We start from the raw sequence: 16,501 nt of genomic DNA, 5'->3' as shown, positions 1-16,501 counted from the left end.
GACGATCGTCCCTGCGGGCAGGGCTAATCATCGGCCCGCTCGACGTCCAGCGTTCTCCAGTTGCGCAAGTGGAGTATGAGGTCATGCTTGTGCACGCTTTCATTTTACCTGCGCTTGCAGTATAATTGCTTTTGATTTTTTGGTGCACTATTTTTAGATTGGACAAGGTTCAGGAGGGGCGAGGCCGGCATGGCGTTTTTCAGCATCCGCAACAAGCTGTTTCTCGTATTCATCGCCATTTCCATCATCCCGATCACCGTCGTCACGTTCAGTTCCTACCGGAGCTACACGAACCTTGTAAGCAAGCAAACGTCGCTTGTCGCCTCCAATACGATCAACAACACGATGGAGCGGATCGACACGATTCTGCAAAATATCGACCGGATTTCGATCACGCTGCAGCAGCAGACGTCCGACCCGGCCTCGTCCATTACGATCCGGGACGAACTCAAAAAGCTGCTTGCCGCAAACGACCCGTACAGCCCGTTCCTGATCCGCAATCGGCTCAAGCAAATTTTTGAAAACCTGATTTTGAGCTACGATTATATCAACGGCCTGTATTTATTCTCCCCCGACGGCAAATCGATCAGCTACGGCATCGGCACGGACCTGAAGGTGGGCTACAATCCGCTTGGCGACGATTGGTACGAACAGACCATCGCCAAGAGCGGCGGCCTGTACATCGGCAATGTCGACGTCAAGCCCTTCATCATCAACGCAAAGCCGTCGATCATGTTCTCCCGCGCCATCTACGACCTGGATTCGCAGCAATTTCTCGGCGTGTTCATGCTGGACTGCAGCCTGGATATTTTCAAAGGGCTGGATCGTGATATTATCCCGAATATTTCCAGTCTTTATTTGGCCAACGGGGAAGGCAAAATCTTGTTCGACGCTTCCCGCAAGCTGATCGGCCAGCAGCTGCCGGACGCTATTTTCCGCCAAGTAAAGGCGATGCGATCCGACCAGGCGGAATTTCACGAAGGCGGCAAGCTGACGCTGATTCAGTCGTTCCCGAGCAACGACTGGAAGATTATCGCCAGCATTTCCCTGGCGGAGCTCTACAAGGAGTACGGCATCTCCAAAAAAATCATTCTTTACGTCTCGGTCAGCTGCGCCGCCATCTTTATCCTATTGTCTATCGTTCTCTCCAACCTGATCACGAAGCCGATCGTCGAGCTGAGCCGGATCATGCGCAAAAACAAATCGCAAAAGTTCGTGACGGCCGACAAGCAGCTGCGGCGGATGGACGAAATCGGCATTTTGTACAACGAATACGACAAGATGATGAAGGATATGGACGCGTTTATCCGGGAGCGCTACCAGAACCGGATTTTGACGTTGGACGCGCAAATGAAGGCGCTGGAGGCGCAGATTAACTCGCACTTCCTGTACAACACGCTCGAATCGATCAACAGCATAGCCGAAGTGGAGGAAGTCGAAAGCATCGCCGTCATGACCAAGGCGCTCGGGGATATGTTCCGGTACAGCATCAAGACGGACAGCGAGCTGGTGCCGATTTCGGACGAACTGAAGCACGTGGACAATTATATCGCTATTCAGCGTATCCGTTACGAGGACCGGATTCGTTTCGACAAGCAGATCGAAGCCGGCATCGAAAACGCCAAAATGCTGAAACTGCTGCTGCAGCCGCTGGTGGAAAACGCGATCTATCACGGGCTGGAAACGAAGCGGGGCAAAGGATGCGTCACGATAAAGGGCTTTGCGCGCGGCGACCGGATTGTGTTCGAAGTGACCGACGACGGCGTCGGCATGACCCCCGAGCAGGCGATGGAGCTCCGCAAACGGCTGGCCGAACAGCCCGAGTTCGCCCGGATCGGCGAACGCAGCCGGCAAAGCATCGGACTGAAAAACGTGCATTCGCGAATCGCGCTGTATTACGGTCCCGAATACGGGCTCTCCTTCGAAAGCGCGCAAGGAGCCGGAACGACCGTCCGAATCGAGATTCCCGCGATGGCATAGGAGGTTTAGCGCCATGTACAAATACATCATCGTCGACGACGAGCCTTCCATCCGAAGAGGCATGCGCAAAAAAATCGATTCGTTTCCCGGCGAACTAAGCTTCTGCGGAGAAGCGGACAACGGAGAAGACGCCCTGGCGCTCATCCGTTCCGCCGATCCGGACATCATCCTCACCGACATGCGGATGCCCGTCATGGACGGCAAGCTGCTGCTCCGCACGCTTCAGCAGGACTATCCGGACAAAAAAATCATCATCATCAGCGGATACTCCGACTTCGAATACATGCGGGAGGCGATTTCGGCCAAAGTGGTCGGCTATCTGCTCAAGCCGTTCAGCCGGGAGGAAATCCACGAGGCGCTCCGCAAAGCGGTCGCCGCGCTGGACAAAGACAACGCTTCGAGGCGGGAAGCGGAGACGAGCAACGCCGAGAAGGAGCAGATCAGCCTGCAGGCGGATTTGCAGGCGCTCGCCCACCTGATGGTCGGGCTTCATCCCAAGGACAAGCTGCCGGAATTCCGTTCCGGACGCCTCCGCGATTTTCTGGATGCACCCGCCTCGTTCATCGTTCTGACGATATACGGCAAGCAAGGGCCGGAAACGGCAGTCCCGGGATTTGCGGGCGAAAACGAGCTTTATATCGCACATCCGCAGAGCGAGCAGATGGGCATGGTTCTGCTGCGCTTTGCGGGCCAGAGCCAGGCGCAGGCTATGGCGGACGACGCGGACATGACGGCGGCGGCGATCGGCGCGGCCCAAGCGTGGATCGCGCGCTGCGAGTCAAGCGGGCAAGGCCGGGCCGTCGTCGGCATCAGCGGCATTCACGGCTCGGCGGCCGAATTGCGCCGCGCCTACGAGGAGACGCTGGCCGTGCTTGACGCAAGGCCGATCGGCGAAGGCAAGAGATTCGCCGTCTACCGGCAGGAAGCTCCCGCTCCCCTTCCCGCCGTCTGGGATCGCGCGGACGATCTGCTGTTTTACGTGGAGTCCGGCAACGCCGCCCGCGTCGAAGAGCTGATCGCGGATCTGTTCGACAGCTACGCCCGGAGGCCGGATCTTCCGCTAGCCGCGCTGAAGGAACAGTGCCGCCAGATCGTGCAGGAAGTCAAGCACGCGCTGGCCGGCTACTTTCAGACGCCCGTCCGCAACTCGCCGTCCTCCAGCTTCGAAGCCGTCATGAGCGTGTCCTTCGAACCGGAAGAGATCCGCCAATATATGTCCGGCCTGCTGTCGGATATCACAGGATTGTTCAAGGAGAACTCGCCCTACTCCTCGGACAGCCTGATCGACAACGTCAAAACGTATATTCAAAAAAATTACGGCAAGGATTTGACGCTCGACCGCGTCGCCTCGCTGTTTTATCTCAATCCGAGCTATTTGAGCTATCTGTTCAAGGAGAAAACCGGCGAAAACTTTACGGACTACACAAACCGGCTGCGCATCGAGCATGCGAAGCGGCTGCTTGCGGAGACGGACGAGAAGGTGTACAAAATCGCCAAGACGCTCGGCTTCGACAACGACAAATATTTTTTCCGCCTGTTCAAGAAATTGACCGGCTTCACCCCGGAGCAGTACCGCAGCAATCGTTCCTGAAGCTCCGAACACGCCGGCTGCCCGGCGCTAAAGGCCCCGCCAAGCCTTGCGGAACTGCAGCGGGGTCATGCTTTCCTTCTGCTTGAACATGTGTATGAACTGGGTGGCGTTCGAAAAGCCCGCCTGCCGCGCAATCTCCTCGACGGTAAGATCGGTCGTCCGCAGCAAGTCTTTGGCCGCCCTGAGCCGGACATTGAGCAGATACTCGTAAGGGCTGTAGCCGGTATAACGCTTGAATTCTCGGGACAGGTGGTACTTGCTGAGCGAAAATTCCCGCGCCCAATCGTCCAGCCGGAAGCTTTCCCGAAGACGCTTTTCCAGGCTCATCTTCGCTTGGGCGATGTAAGCCGGAACGCGTTCCTCTTGCAGCTTGCCGCGCATGGCCTGAAGCAGCAGGCCGTTGACGAGCCCGATCAGCTGCAGCGAGCCCAGCAGGCCGGAGCGCTCGTCCACCTGCTTCATCGCCTGCATGATCGCGCGGATTTGATCGGCGCCTTGCGCGGCTTCCGCATCCGTAACCGGACCGCCGTACTTCATGAACGGCTGCACGTAATCCTCCGCCATTCGCCCGTGAAAATGAACCCAGGCGAATTCCCAAATGTCATCCGCGATATTCCGGTACCGGTGGTATTCCCGGCAATCGATCATGAAGGCGGTTCCTTTGTCTAGCGGATACACCTTGTCCCGATACGTCAATTCCCCTTTGCCCCGCAGCGAATACGCAAGCAGGAACGAGTCGAGCCGCTCCCGCTCAATGCTGTATTTCGGATTGGCGTAATAATGACCGATATACTGAACATACAGCGGGCTCCCGTTCGCCGATGCGGTCGGAGCCGTCTCCATACCGACGGAACGGGAATCCAGATCCTCGACGATTTTCATACGTATGACGCCTCCGGAACATCCTCGATGTCTCTTCGCCATCATAGCCGATTTTGTCCGGCAAGCTCAAATCCGGGAATGCCTCGAGTCCCCGTTTTGCCCGGCAAAAGCTCAATTCCGGAAACGCCCGAGTCCTCGTTTTTCCCGGCAAAAACTCAATTCCGGAAACCCCCGAGTCCTCGTTTTTCCCGGCAAAAACTCAATTCCGGAAACCCCCGAGTCCTCGTTTTTCCCGGCAAAAAAACCGCTCGCATCCCGTCCGGTCCGGAAAACAAGCGGCTGATTTATTACTGTTCACGTTGTCTTCGTCTTGGCTTCAATGAAACTCGATGTCGATACGGTTGTTCGATCCCGGTTCCTGCTTGGGCAAATGGATTTCGAGCAGCCCATTCTTATAGCTGGCGGTAATGCCTTCGTTCTTGACCTGCGCAGGCAGCGTCACCGAGCGCTGAAAGCGTCCTTCGAACCGTTCCCGCCGGTGCATTTGCGCCTCCTTCAATTCCCTGGAGCTATGGTATACGCCTCCGACGGTCAGCCGGTCTCCGTTCACATCGATATGGATGTCCTCTTTTTTCTCGACGCCGGGAATTTCGCAATGCACTACGACTTCTTTGTCGGTCTCATAGACATCCATGCGGGGGAAGCCGCTTCCCGGCCTGAGACTTGCCGGAAAATCGTTAAAGAAACGGTCCAAATCCCTTCTCCAATGCTCCAAAGCGCCGAACGGTTCGTATGGCGTAAGCGACACGCGATAAACCTCCTCTTGGATAGATTCGGTGTTTAATTTTTGACATCTCCGCATGTTTTATGCAAGTTCGCGTTGCGCCGGAAATCCGACCGGAAGGTCCGAGCCGCCCGGGTGAACACTCGCCTTTGCGTCCTTTGTGCAGGCCGCTTTTCAGTTCGCCGATCAAGGCCTTCTGGTTGACGTCCCCGTCTTGGCCGGCATAGGGATGGAAGGGGCTGTCTATCTTGGAAATTGTCCAGTAAAATGAGTCGTTTAGGCGGTGGCAGCGTACCTATGTTGGAAATATCCCGTCTTTTGGCCCGCTCAAGCGGGTAAAGCTGTCTACCTACGAAGTTCTATTGGATGAAATGCGGGATAGAAGCGGTATGCAGCAAAAAGGGGCCGATATCCTGTACAAAATCCAACATAGGCGGCTACAATTCAATCCCATGACGGCCGTTGCGCCTTCGTCGTAATAGTGCTTGACCGCCTTCATTTCCGTCACAAGGTCGGCAGCAGCGATGATGTCCGGGTGCGCGTCCCGTCCGGTCAGCACCAGGTGCATCCCCTGCGGCCGGCGGCTAATCGTCTCCAGCACTTCCTGCAGCGGGAGCACGTCGTCGATCGGGAAGCGGTCAATCGCGAGCGCGTTATTGATCTCGTCGAGAATGATGAGCTTCTCCTTGCCGCGCAAAATCCGTTCCCTGGCCAGCGCCCAGCCTTGGCGCAGCGCCTCCCTATGTTCCTCAGGCGTTTTCGTCCAGGTGAAGCCGGCGCCGGTCTGCACGATTTCGACACCCAGCTTTTGCAGCGCAATCTGCTCTCCGTAGCTTCGCTGCGGCGACTTGATAAACTGAATCGCCAGCACGCGGTGCCCCCGGCCCGCCGCCCTTGCCGCCAGCCCATCGCGGCGGTCGTTTTGCCTTTACCGTCGCCCGTAAATACCAGCACCAGGGCCGCGTTCTTTACTCGGCTTGTCCATGTCCGATCTCCGCCCCGATCATTCGATAGATTCGCGCCATATCCAGGTGCCTCCGGACGTGATCCGCCAGAAGATCGAACGCTCGCTCCCGGATTTTTCCGAAATCGGTTGGCTCGTCAAGCGGCGGCAGCCCCTTGTCCGCGCGAAGCTGGTTCAGCCAAGCCCGGCGCAAAGCGTCGTTGTGGAACACGCCGTGCAAATACGTTCCCCACAGCTTCCCGTCCGCGGACATCGCTCCGTCCGGGTGATAAGCGTCCGGCACATCGGGCGACCGCTCGGAACGGAGGCAAAACGGCGCATGGACCGGCTCCAGCGCGCGGGTGCGGCCCATATGGATTTCGTAGCCTTCGACCTTTAGCGCCGGGCCGCCGGGAACGTTCAAGTCGGCCGTCCCTGTCACCCGCTCGGTCCGCTTGTCGGACGCGAACACCGTCTCCAGCGGCAGCAGCCCGATGCCTTCGGTCACGGCCGAAGCGGACTCCACTCCTTCCGGGTCCGCCAGCCGCCGGCCCATCATTTGATACCCGCCGCAAATGCCGACGACCCGGCCGCCGCGCTCGGCGAACGCGAGCAGCTTCGCTTCCAGGCCGCTGGCGCGCAGGTGGCGCAGGTCTTCGGCCGTGTTTTTGCTGCCGGGCAGAATGACCGCGTCCGGCTCTCCCCAGTCGTCTACCGACGAAACGTAGCGGACGGTCGTATCCGGCTCCGCCAGCAGCGGGTCGGCGTCGGTAAAGTTCGAGATGCGCGGCAGCCGGATAATCGCAATGTCGAGCGGGCGGCCGGGCGGGACAACGCCTTGGGCGCTGCCGCTGGAGCGGACGTCCGGGGAAATGCCCCCGGAGCCTTCGCGCTTTCGTTCGCGGTCCGTCAACGGCTCCTGCTTCGGCGCGCGATTGCGCTTGCCATCAAGCGAGGCCGAATCCTCGTCCTCCAGCGCAAGACCCGGCAAGTACGGAACGACCCCCACGACGGGCTTGCCGATTCGCCGCTCCAACCAGTCGAGCCCGGGCTGCAGCAGCGAGAGGTCGCCCCGGAACTTGTTGATGACGATGCCTTTTACCCTCTCGCGCTCTTCCGGTTCCAGCAGCTCCAGCGTGCCGACGACGGAAGCGAACACCCCGCCCCGGTCGATGTCGGCGACCAGCAGCACCGGAGCGTCCGCCCACTTCGCCAGCCGCATGTTGACGATATCCCGATCCTTCAGGTTGATCTCCGCCGGGCTTCCCGCGCCTTCGATCACGACGATATCGTATGCGGCTCTAAGCCGTTCCAACGATTCCTTTACAATCGCCTCGGCCTGCGGCAAATACGATTCCCGGTACGTTCTGGCGTCCAGATCGCGGTAAGGCTTGCCGTGCACGACGACTTGCGCGGACATCTCCCGGCTCGGCTTGAGCAAAATCGGATTCATGTCCGTCGTCGCCGGGATGCCGCACGCATCGGCCTGCATCCCTTGCGCCCGGCCGATTTCCTTGCCGTCCGGCGTTACGTACGAATTGTTGGACATGTTTTGCGATTTGAACGGGGCGACCCGGTAGCCGTCCTGCTTGAAAATCCGGCACAAGGCGGCGGTCAGCACGCTTTTGCCGACGTCGGAGGCGGTGCCCTGCAGCATGAGCGTTCGCGCTTTCGCCTTCGTCACGGCCGATCCGCTCCTTCCCGCAGCGCCTGTTCCAGCTCGGCAAGCAGCCGCTCGTTCTCCCGCCGCAGCCGGACGGCGATGCGGAAATAACGCGCGTCAAGACCCGTAAACCGCGAGGCGTCGCGAATCAGAATGCCGCGTCTCGCAAGGCGCTCCTGCAGCTTCGGCGCATCCCATGCGCCATCCCCGGGCAGCGCGGCGAGCAAGTAGTTCGTCTCGCTCGGCACGACGTCCAGACCGAGGCGTTCAAGCCGCCGGATCAGCCAGGGCCGCTCCTCGGCAAGCCATGCCAGCGTTTTTTCCGCGTATTCCCGTTCGTCCGGCAGCGCTTCCCCGATGCGTTGAGCGAGAAAATTGACGCTCCAGGGCGGCTGCAATTCCCGAAGACGGGCGATGATCCGCGGATGGGCGACCATGAAGCCGAGACGGATGCCGGGGATGGCGTAAAACTTCGTCATGGAGCGGAAAACGGCGATGCGCTCGGACGCGGCGGCTTCCCGAAGCAGCGAGACGTCCTCGGCGTGCGGGACAAAGTCCATAAAGGCTTCGTCAATCAGCAGCGTTGCAGGCGATTGCTTGAGCAGCGCCATCGTTTTAGCCGGAACGAGCCTTCCCGTCGGATTGTTCGGATGCCCGAGGAAGACGCAGCTGCCTTCCGCCAGGGAAAGGCCGGCTGCTTCCGCAGCGGTCAGCTCGAAGCCGTTTTCCGCTCTCAGCACGAGCTCCCGCGTCTTCACGCCCGCCTTGCGCAGCGCCTCCCCGTATTCCGAAAACGAAGGCTGCACAAGAACCGCTTCGCGCGGCGCGAGCCCCCTGACGGCGAGATCGATCAGTTCCGCCGCTCCGTTGCCGGCGAGGATGCTGTCCTCCGGAATCCCGTACGCCGCGGCCAGCTTCCGCCGCAAACCGCGGACGGCCGGATCGGGATAGCGCGCGATGTCTCGCCACCGCTCCCGAAAGATCCGCTCGACGCAAGGCGGCGGACCCGCCGGATTCATATTGGCGCTGTAATCCAGCCAACCGGCCTCCGGCTTGCCGTACCGCTCTTCCGCCGTATCCCAGTCGCCCCCGTGCCCGTAACGTTCCAGCATGGCCGCTTCCTCCTTTTTCAACGTATGAAAAGTAAATTGCTATGTATGGCAAGTCAAAAGGTATGGCAAGGCGCGTTCTAGCGTTCTAGCGTTTTAGCATTCTAGCGTTCTATGTTCATGTTTGATTGGCGTATTTGTTGGCGCGATCTAGTTAGAAGATGACGGCCATTTTCCCTTTTCCGCCTTTCCCCCGGCTTTTCATCGGCTCGTATCCCGTTTGTTCAGGTTCGTTGGCGAAAACGGTTCACAGATGGTTGGCGGAACTGGTTGGTGTAACCGGTTGGCGCAAACGGTTGGGGCGAACGGTTGGTGTAACCGGTTGTGCGAACGGTTGCCGTAACTGGTTAACGGTTGGCGCAAACGGCAGGGGCGAACAAGCAGTTGTCGTGTCCGGACCGTCGTTCCCTTATTTCCGCTCGGGAAGGCCCATTCGGCGGACTGCCGGACAGAGGTTCCGTTATGCGCTCATAATTGAGCCGATTTCGGCGGTTTTAGCGCCTTTAGCGGATCGTATGTCCGGATCCGGACGAATATCGGAGCGCTCGGAGAAAATAGCGGATGCTGTGTCCGGCTTTACTGCCGGAAAAATACACGCATTCGCACAGCCGACGCGAGCGACCGTGCAACCGCGCAATCAAGCGACGGTCAAGCGAAGACGCACGCAAGGCCGCGCAATAAGCGCAGTCAACGACGGCACGGTCAAGCGGCCAGGCAACAAGCGAGGACGCGGTCATGGCCCCGCAGTAAGCGACCGCGCGATCAGCGACAGACAAACGACGACGCGGCCACACGCTTGGCGGTCTGGCGGCCAAACAGCCAAGCGGCACGCCAGGATCGGCGGCGCACTCCCCGAATCATCAAATATAGGCAACCGCAAGCAGCAGCAGGCCGATCTCGATGCATTCGTTCAGCGCGCCGTAGACGTCCCCGGTCAGCCCGCCCAGCTTGCGCGCCGCGGCGGAGGCAAGCAGCGCCCCGGCGGCATAGGCAAACGCCGCCGCGGCTGCCAGCAGGACGGCCGCCTCCCGCAGGCTCCACAGCCCCGCTACGGCGGCAACGGCAGCGCCGATCGCGGCGGCGGCCAGAAAAGCGCAAACCGCGTGCCGGGCCTTGACGCCGCGAAACAGGCCGCCGAGCCCTTCGCCCGGCAGGCGGGCGTAGGGCCAGCCGGCGATGGCGGCCGGCATGAAGGCGCGGCTCCAGACCGGAACCAGCGCAAGAACCGTCAGCGCGAACGCGCCGCCGCCTTCGAGCAGCGAAGACAGCAGCGCCGCCCGCAGCAACACGGACAGCGAGCCGGCGGCAACGCCCATCGCCCCGACCCGGCTGTCCTTCATAATCTCCAGCATCCGCTCCCGCGAGCGGTGGCTGAGCAAGCCGTCGGCCGTGTCCATCAGGCCGTCCAGATGCAGGGCGCCGGACAGCGCGATCCAAAGCGCCGTCAGCAAAGCCGCCGCCGGCAGCGGCGGCAACGCGCGCCCGAGCGCCCAGGCGGCCGCGGCGAGCAGGCCGCCGATGGCAAGCCCTGCAGCCGGATAGAAAACAACGCTCCGCCGGCAGTTCCGCTCCGTAAATTCCGCCTTCACGGGCACCGGAATCCGCGTCAAAAACTGCAGCGCGACGACCAGCGGTTCGACAGCGCTCATAACTCCAGACTTAACCATACGCACAGCAATCCCCCCGCCAGCCAGCAACTCACCCCGTACATCAAGCGAACCGTCCGGACGATATCGTCCGCCTCGAGCGGGCGCAAAGGCCAGCCGAGCCGGGCGCGTTCGCTGACGACGCCGCCGTACCGGTTCGTTCCCCCGAGCTCGACGCCGAGCGCTCCCGCCACGGCCGCTTCGGGAATGCCGCTGTTCGGGCTCGGATGCAGATGCGCGAACGTCCGGATCGCGCGCCACGCCCTTTTTCCCGAAGCGTTGCGCGAACAGGCCGCCGTCAAGCTGAGCAGCGCGCCCGTCACCCTCGCGGGAATCCAGTTCAGCGCATCGTCAAGCCGGGCGGAAGCCCAGCCGAAATCGCGGTATTTTTCGTTTTTGTAGCCGACCATCGAATCGAGCGTGTTCGCCGCCCGGTACAGCATGGCCAGCGGGGCCGCCCCGATCAGCGCGAAAAACAGCGGCGCCACGAAGGCGTCCACCGTGTTTTCCGCCACCGTCTCGACCGCCGCGCGGGCGACCTCCCGTTCCTCCAGACCGTCCGTGTCGCGGCCGACGATCCGGCCGACCATCTTCCGGGCCAGCGCCAAATCCCCTTGCCGCAAAGGCTCGTAGACGAGCATGGCCGCGTCCTTTAACCCCTTGACCGCAATCGTCGTCGAAATAAACCACGCGTTCACGGCAAAGCCGGCCCAAGGGTGAATCCGGTACGCCAGCAGACACAGCCCCCACATCAGCAGCGCCGTCGCCGCCACGACCGTCAGCGCCAGGACGGCGCCCTTCAGGCGGGTGACGGTTCGGGACCCGCTGCCGCGAAGCAGCAGCCGTTCGAGCAGGCCGATCAGCTTCCCGATCCCGACGACCGGATGCGGCAGACGGGGCGGATCGCCGACGCACCAGTCGATAACGATGGCGGCGGCCAGGAGCAGCAACGTTTCCCGGACGGACCAAAACATCATGCCCGCGCGTCCGTCCCTTCCTCCGGCCAGCGGAACGCCAGGCTTTTCAATTCGACCGGAATGCCCGCCGTCACGAGAAAAACGCGGTCGCTAACCGCCGCCACCCGCTGATTCATCACGCCCGCCAAATCGCGGTATACGCGTCCGAGCCGGGTTTCGGGAACGATACCGTCGCCAACCTCGTTCGTGACGAGCACGGCATGGCCCGCGTATCCGCCGAGCAGCCCGGCCAGCTCATCGATCCGCCGGATGACGCGGGCTTCGGCATCGGCTGCCGCTTCTTCCCGCAGCAGCCAGTTCGACAGCCACAGCGTCAGGCAATCGACCAGCACGACCGGCGCCTCTTCTTGCTCCCGCAGCACCCGGCACAGCTCGTACGGCTCCTCGACCGTTTCCCACGGAAAACCGCCGCGCTCGCGCCGCCCGCGATGCAGCGCGACGCGCCGCTCCATCTCCTCGTCTCCTATCTGCGAGGTCGCCACATAGACGCCGCGTTCGGCCGACAGCGCGGCGTATTTTTCGGCAAACGAGCTTTTGCCGCTTCTCGCTCCGCCGGTCACCAGCACGACCATGACCGCCCGCCTCCTCTCAGCCTCTGGACACTCCGGCGCTGTCGAACGTCGCCATTTCCCTCAGCACGCCGCCCGCCGCGTCGATCAGCGGAAAGCAGAGCGCCGCGCCTGTGCCTTCGCCGAGCCGCATCTCCAGGTGAAGCATCGGCTCCAGGCCCAGTTCCTGCAGCACGAGCCGGTGTCCCCGTTCTCCGGACAGGTGGGACGGAATCAAATAATCCCGGGCGGACGGCGCCATCCGGCAGGCAACCAAGGCCGCCACGGAGGAAATAAAACCGTCGACGACGACCGGACAGCGCTTGGCGGCCGCGCCGAGAATCAGACCGGCCAGCCCGGCGATTTCCAGCCCCCCGACCTTGGCCAGCGCATCCATCGCGTCCCCGGGATCGGGACGGTTCGTTTCAATCGCCCGCAGCACGGCATCCTGTTTGCGCAGCAGTCCCTCCTCGTTCACGCCGGTACCTCTTCCGACGGCTTCCTTGACGTCGAGCCCGGCCAGAACGGCAAGCAGCGCCGCGCTCGGCGTCGTATTGCCGATGCCCATCTCGCCCGTGGCCAGCAGGCGGTAGCCCTGCCCGTACAGCTCGACCGCCAGCTCCATGCCGACGGAAATCGCCCGTTCGGCTTCGCCGCGCGACATCGCCGGCCCCCTCGCGATATTCGCCGTGCCCTGGGGCCGCACTTTGCGCGACAGCAGCTTTTCGTGCTTCAGTTCGCCCTTCACGCCGATATCGACGCAGACGACATCCGCGCCGGTCTGCCGCGACAGCACGTTGATCGCCGCGCCGCCGTTCAGAAAGTTCAGAACCATCTGCGGCGTCACCTCCTGCGGGAAGGCGCTCACGCCTTCCTCGCAAACGCCATGGTCGGCCGCCATGACGACGACCGCCTTCTTGAGCGGCGCCGGCGGCACGGCGACTCCGGTTATGCCCGCCAGCCGAACCGCGAGCGCCTCCAGCCTGCCGAGACTCCCCGGCGGCTTCGTCAATTGGCCGAGCCTCTCTTCCGCTTCCCGCATCGCCCGCTCGTCAAGCGGACCGATGCCGTCGATTACCGATTGAATCCATGTCGTCATCCTCGTTGTTCTCCCTTGACTCCCGATTCCGGCTGCAGCAAAATTTGCGGCGCCCCGGTTGCCGGATGCGCCGTCACAACCGGCGATATGCCGTATACGGCCTTGATCCGTTCGGCCGTCAGAATCTCCTCCGGCGTGCCGATCCCGACGGCTTCCCCCCGGTTCAGCAGCAGCAGCCGGTCGCAGTACAGCGCCGCCAAATTCAAATCGTGCAGCACGGCGACGACCGTAAGGCCCTCCGTCCGTTTTTGCCAATCGCAGATGCTGTCCATCAGCTGGATTTGCCTGCCGATATCAAGATAGGTCGTCGGCTCGTCCAGCAAAAGCAGCCGCGGCTCCTGCGCCATCACTTTCGCCAGCGCGACGCGCTGCCGTTCCCCGCCGCTCAGATGCTCGAGCGTCCGGTCGGCAAGCGGGGCGAGCCCGAGCCGGTCCAGGATCGAATCGATCGTCCCGTCCGCGCCTTCCGGTTCCTCGCCGAGCCAATTCTGGTACGGGAACCGCCCCATTTCGGCCACCTCCCGCACCGTAAACCCGATTTGCGGCAGCGCCTCCTGTTCCAGCACGGCGACAAACCGCGCCAACTCCTTGCGCGCGTACTCCGCGACCGGGCGGCCTCCGCTTACCGAACGCGTCCCGTCCGGCGCGACGACCGTTTTGCCGCCGAGCGCAACCGAGCCTTCATCCGCCTTCTCCACGCCGGACAGCAGCTTGAGCAGCGTCGATTTGCCGCTGCCGTTCGGTCCGATAATGCCGAAAAACTCCCCTTCGTACACGGTAAAGCTGACGTCCGACAGCACCCGGCTTCCCCCGTACGACTTGCCCAGACGGTCTGCCGCAATCATGCTTCTCCCCCTCTTCTACCCTCTGGACCGGCTTTTGCGCCGGAGCAGGTAAGCGAAAAACGGCGCGCCGAGAAAGGCGGTCACGACGCCGATCGGGATTTCCGTCGGCGCAAGCAGCGTGCGGGCCGCCGTATCCGCCAGCAGCAAGTAAACGGCGCCGCCGATCGCGGACAGCGGAATGAGCAAGCGGTAGTCCGGTCCGGTCAGCAGCCGGATCAGATGGGGCACCACCATGCCGACAAAACCGATAATGCCGACGACCGACACGGCCGCCGCCGTCATCAGCGTGCAGACGACGAGAATGGCGACCTTTGTCCGCTCGACGCGCACGCCCAGATGCGCGGCCTGCCTTTCCCCGAGCGCAAACAAATTCAGCGTGCGCGCGTAGCCCATCATGACGATAAGACCGGCCGCCAAATAAGGCAGCAGCACGGCCGAATACGACCATCCCCTGAGCGCCAGGCTGCCGAGCATCCAGAATACGATCTCGTTAATGACCTTGTCCGATCTCGAAACCATAAACGACACGAGCGAGCCGAAAAAAGCCTGCAGCACGACGCCCGACAGCAGCAGCGTCTCCATGCGGAGGCGCCCCTGCACGCGGGCGAGCCTCAGCACCAGCGCCAGGCTGAGCAGTCCGGTCGCAAAGGCGACGACCGGAACGGTCCACTGCGCAAACAGGCCGTAGCTGAGGCCCGTCAGCATGAGAAACGCGGCGCCGACCGCCGAGCCGGACGCGACGCCGAGCGTGTAAGGATCGGCGAGCGGATTGCGCAGTACGCCCTGAAAACCCGCCCCCGCGACCGACAGCATGGCGCCGATCAGAATGGCGAGCGCGATGCGGGGCAAGCGGATTTTCAGAACGATCTGCTCGCTCGACACCTCCCAATGGGGCGTCAGCCAAGCGTCCGCTCCGGGCAGGCTGTGCAGCAAAATGCCCCATACGTCCGCCGGCGGCAAGTTCGCCGATCCCGTCGAAAGGCTGAACGTCACGGTAAGAAGAAGGAGCGCAAGCGCGGCTCCTCCCCCTATCACCACTTTTCGTCTCATTCTTTCACCAGGTCGGGATAAATCGCTTTGGCCACGTCTATGAGTCCTTGCGTAATGCGCGGACCGGGACGCGACAGCACGTCCTGATCGAGGCCGATAACGCGGTTATCCTTGATCGCCTTGATTTGGTCCCATCCGCTGCGGCCGCGGATAATTTCCTCCAGCGTTTTGCCCGATTCGCTGTCCGTGACGCCCAGCGTGAACAAAATGACGTCCGGATCCTTTTGCACGATCGTTTCTTCGTTGATCTGATTCCAGCCTTCGGTGTCGCCCGCCACGTTAATGCCTCCGGCCAGCGTAATCAGCTCGTCCATGAATTCGCCTTTGCCGACCGTCCAGCCCGGAGCGAATTCGACGTAAACTTTCTTCTTGTCTTCTTCCTTCACGCCCGCCACCGCTTCGGTTACCCGCGCGACGTCCTTCTTCATCGAATCGACGAGCGCTTCGGCTTCCTGCTGCCGGTTCGTGATTTTGCCGATCTGCAAAATGTTGTTCATGACGTCGTCGATCGATTTCGGATCCGTTTTGTACAGCTTCAGGCCAAGCGAGCGAAGCTTGGTCACGACGTCTTCCGGCATCGAGATGCCCGTAATGACCAAATCGGGCTTCAGGCTGACAAGCGTTTCCTCGTTCGGCTTCATGATGCTGCCGACCTTCTGTTTTTGCGTCGCCTCTTCCGGGTAGTTATCGAAATCGGAGACCCCGACCACCTGATCGCCGAGCCCGAGCGCGAACAGGATTTCCGTTTCGGCCGGAGAGGTGGAGACGATGCGTTCCGGCGCCCGGTCGAACGTGAACGACTCGCCGGTTGCATCCTTAACCGTCAGCGGATACTGCGTCTCCTTCGATGGTTCGCTTGCCGAAGGCGACGCGGCGGGCGATGCGGATGCCGGCGAACTGACCGAAGCGGTGGGCGACGCTCCCCCTTCCCGGTTCGAGCCGCCGCATCCGGCCAGCGCCGCAACCAGCAGCACAAGCGAGATCAACCCCGTTAAGTAGCGTTTCATGTCCACCCAACATTCCTTTCTGTCTGGTTTGACGGACACCGCTTGAGATTCGAATGAAAGACTCCAACCGATCGTAAAACGACAAAACCCCGCTTCCGTCGCCGGCAAGCAGGGTCAGCAAATCAGGGAAACAGAACGCCAAGAACCAACGCCAAGAACCCCGTCGGCAGGCACAAAGGGTCCCAAGCATGGTCAAACTCCTGATCTAGCCGATCCTTTCCGCGAAGGATTCCGTTGGCTAAGCGCAGCTGGCAGGTTTCCTGGCTTACCGGCGATGCCGCGTCCCCCGCCTTCCCGCTTCCGCAAAGCAGTGGCATTGTGGGGGACGCATCCGGATAACAGTGGCGGGACCGCGCCGGACTTTCACCGGCTTCCCTTTTACCCTTGTCCGGTCCGAAAACCGGGCAAGGCACCAACTGGCCGAAATCTCATTCTAT

The 16,501-nt window shown here is 61.6% G+C and carries 13 protein-coding genes, 1 pseudogene and 1 riboswitch; of the genes and pseudogenes, 2 read left to right on the top strand and 12 right to left on the bottom strand.

Translation table 11 applies throughout. The features are described from left to right. The first annotated feature begins 189 nt into the window (after positions 1-189). Both F560_RS0106200 and F560_RS0106195 read left to right on the top strand, forming a co-directional pair. Complete coding sequence (locus F560_RS0106200) at positions 190-1,980, top strand: sensor histidine kinase (protein WP_019004858.1); 1,791 nt, start codon at positions 190-192, stop codon at positions 1,978-1,980. A 13-nt stretch (positions 1,981-1,993) separates the two neighbouring features. Continuing rightward, positions 1,994-3,571: a response regulator transcription factor gene (locus tag F560_RS0106195; RefSeq protein WP_019004857.1), complete on the top strand. Its 1,578-nt coding sequence runs from the start codon at positions 1,994-1,996 to the stop codon at positions 3,569-3,571. A gap of 27 nt (positions 3,572-3,598) precedes the next feature. Here the strand turns inward: F560_RS0106195 and F560_RS0106190 are convergent, their stop codons facing one another. The 12 genes and pseudogenes from F560_RS0106190 to F560_RS0106135 form a co-directional block, all read right to left on the bottom strand. Next, a complete protein-coding gene (locus tag F560_RS0106190) occupies positions 3,599-4,453 on the bottom strand; it encodes an AraC family transcriptional regulator (RefSeq protein ID WP_019004856.1) in 855 nt (284 codons plus the stop codon). Positions 4,454-4,769: 316 nt separating this feature from the next. Next, a complete protein-coding gene (locus tag F560_RS0106185; protein ID WP_019004855.1) occupies positions 4,770-5,201 on the bottom strand; it encodes an Hsp20/alpha crystallin family protein in 432 nt (143 codons plus the stop codon). A gap of 421 nt (positions 5,202-5,622) precedes the next feature. Beyond that, positions 5,623-6,134, bottom strand: a pseudogene (locus F560_RS24155) (cob(I)yrinic acid a,c-diamide adenosyltransferase); the annotation flags it as partial. Between the two features lie 11 nt (positions 6,135-6,145). Beyond that, positions 6,146-7,804, bottom strand: a complete 1,659-nt coding sequence (locus F560_RS26505) for a cobyric acid synthase (RefSeq protein ID WP_019004853.1) — start codon at positions 7,802-7,804, stop codon at positions 6,146-6,148. Further along, entirely contained in the window at positions 7,801-8,895 is a 1,095-nt protein-coding gene (gene cobD / locus F560_RS26500; RefSeq protein ID WP_019004852.1) for a threonine-phosphate decarboxylase CobD, read from the bottom strand. Before cobD ends, F560_RS26505 begins: the two co-directional genes overlap by 4 nt. 857 nt (positions 8,896-9,752) lie before the next feature. Then, the gene (cobS, locus tag F560_RS0106165; RefSeq protein WP_019004851.1) at positions 9,753-10,541 is read right to left on the bottom strand and encodes an adenosylcobinamide-GDP ribazoletransferase; all 789 of its coding nucleotides are present in this window, start codon (positions 10,539-10,541) and stop codon (positions 9,753-9,755) included. Next, complete coding sequence (gene cbiB, locus F560_RS0106160) at positions 10,538-11,515, bottom strand: adenosylcobinamide-phosphate synthase CbiB (RefSeq protein ID WP_019004850.1); 978 nt, start codon at positions 11,513-11,515, stop codon at positions 10,538-10,540. The genes cobS and cbiB overlap by 4 nt, the downstream gene beginning before the upstream one ends. Then, a complete protein-coding gene (gene cobU, locus F560_RS0106155; protein WP_019004849.1) occupies positions 11,512-12,087 on the bottom strand; it encodes a bifunctional adenosylcobinamide kinase/adenosylcobinamide-phosphate guanylyltransferase in 576 nt (191 codons plus the stop codon). Before cobU ends, cbiB begins: the two co-directional genes overlap by 4 nt. Before the next feature lie 16 nt (positions 12,088-12,103). Next, a complete protein-coding gene (gene cobT / locus F560_RS0106150; RefSeq protein ID WP_019004848.1) occupies positions 12,104-13,162 on the bottom strand; it encodes a nicotinate-nucleotide--dimethylbenzimidazole phosphoribosyltransferase in 1,059 nt (352 codons plus the stop codon). Next, positions 13,159-14,007: an ABC transporter ATP-binding protein gene (locus F560_RS0106145; protein WP_019004847.1), complete on the bottom strand. Its 849-nt coding sequence runs from the start codon at positions 14,005-14,007 to the stop codon at positions 13,159-13,161. The genes cobT and F560_RS0106145 overlap by 4 nt, the downstream gene beginning before the upstream one ends. Positions 14,008-14,022: 15 nt before the next feature. Beyond that, positions 14,023-15,057: a FecCD family ABC transporter permease gene (locus F560_RS0106140; RefSeq protein WP_026298127.1), complete on the bottom strand. Its 1,035-nt coding sequence runs from the start codon at positions 15,055-15,057 to the stop codon at positions 14,023-14,025. Continuing rightward, entirely contained in the window at positions 15,054-16,064 is a 1,011-nt protein-coding gene (locus F560_RS0106135; protein WP_019004845.1) for an ABC transporter substrate-binding protein, read from the bottom strand. The genes F560_RS0106140 and F560_RS0106135 overlap by 4 nt, the downstream gene beginning before the upstream one ends. A 233-nt stretch (positions 16,065-16,297) precedes the next feature. Further along, positions 16,298-16,496: riboswitch (cobalamin riboswitch) on the bottom strand. Positions 16,497-16,501: the final 5 nt, after the last annotated feature.

The sequence above is a fragment of the Cohnella laeviribosi DSM 21336 genome (assembly GCF_000378425.1).
Classification (GTDB): Bacteria; Bacillota; Bacilli; order Paenibacillales; family Paenibacillaceae; genus Cohnella; species Cohnella laeviribosi.
This window is presented reverse-complemented; position numbering and strand designations above follow the sequence as displayed.

What these genes read in the sequence shown, in the direction of transcription:
- F560_RS0106200 (WP_019004858.1), top strand. Translation starts at nt 190, where the DNA reads ATGGCGTTTTTCAGCATCCGCAACAAGCTGTTTCTCGTATTCATCGCC.
- F560_RS0106195 (WP_019004857.1), top strand. Translation starts at nt 1,994, where the DNA reads ATGTACAAATACATCATCGTCGACGACGAGCCTTCCATCCGAAGAGGC.
- F560_RS0106190 (WP_019004856.1), bottom strand. Translation starts at nt 4,453, where the DNA reads ATGAAAATCGTCGAGGATCTGGATTCCCGTTCCGTCGGTATGGAGACG.
- cobD (WP_019004852.1), bottom strand. Translation starts at nt 8,895, where the DNA reads ATGCTGGAACGTTACGGGCACGGGGGCGACTGGGATACGGCGGAAGAG.
- cobS (WP_019004851.1), bottom strand. Translation starts at nt 10,541, where the DNA reads ATGAGCGCTGTCGAACCGCTGGTCGTCGCGCTGCAGTTTTTGACGCGG.
- cbiB (WP_019004850.1), bottom strand. Translation starts at nt 11,515, where the DNA reads ATGATGTTTTGGTCCGTCCGGGAAACGTTGCTGCTCCTGGCCGCCGCC.
- cobU (WP_019004849.1), bottom strand. Translation starts at nt 12,087, where the DNA reads ATGGTCGTGCTGGTGACCGGCGGAGCGAGAAGCGGCAAAAGCTCGTTT.
- cobT (WP_019004848.1), bottom strand. Translation starts at nt 13,162, where the DNA reads ATGACGACATGGATTCAATCGGTAATCGACGGCATCGGTCCGCTTGAC.
- F560_RS0106145 (WP_019004847.1), bottom strand. Translation starts at nt 14,007, where the DNA reads ATGATTGCGGCAGACCGTCTGGGCAAGTCGTACGGGGGAAGCCGGGTG.
- F560_RS0106140 (WP_026298127.1), bottom strand. Translation starts at nt 15,057, where the DNA reads ATGAGACGAAAAGTGGTGATAGGGGGAGGAGCCGCGCTTGCGCTCCTT.
- F560_RS0106135 (WP_019004845.1), bottom strand. Translation starts at nt 16,064, where the DNA reads ATGAAACGCTACTTAACGGGGTTGATCTCGCTTGTGCTGCTGGTTGCG.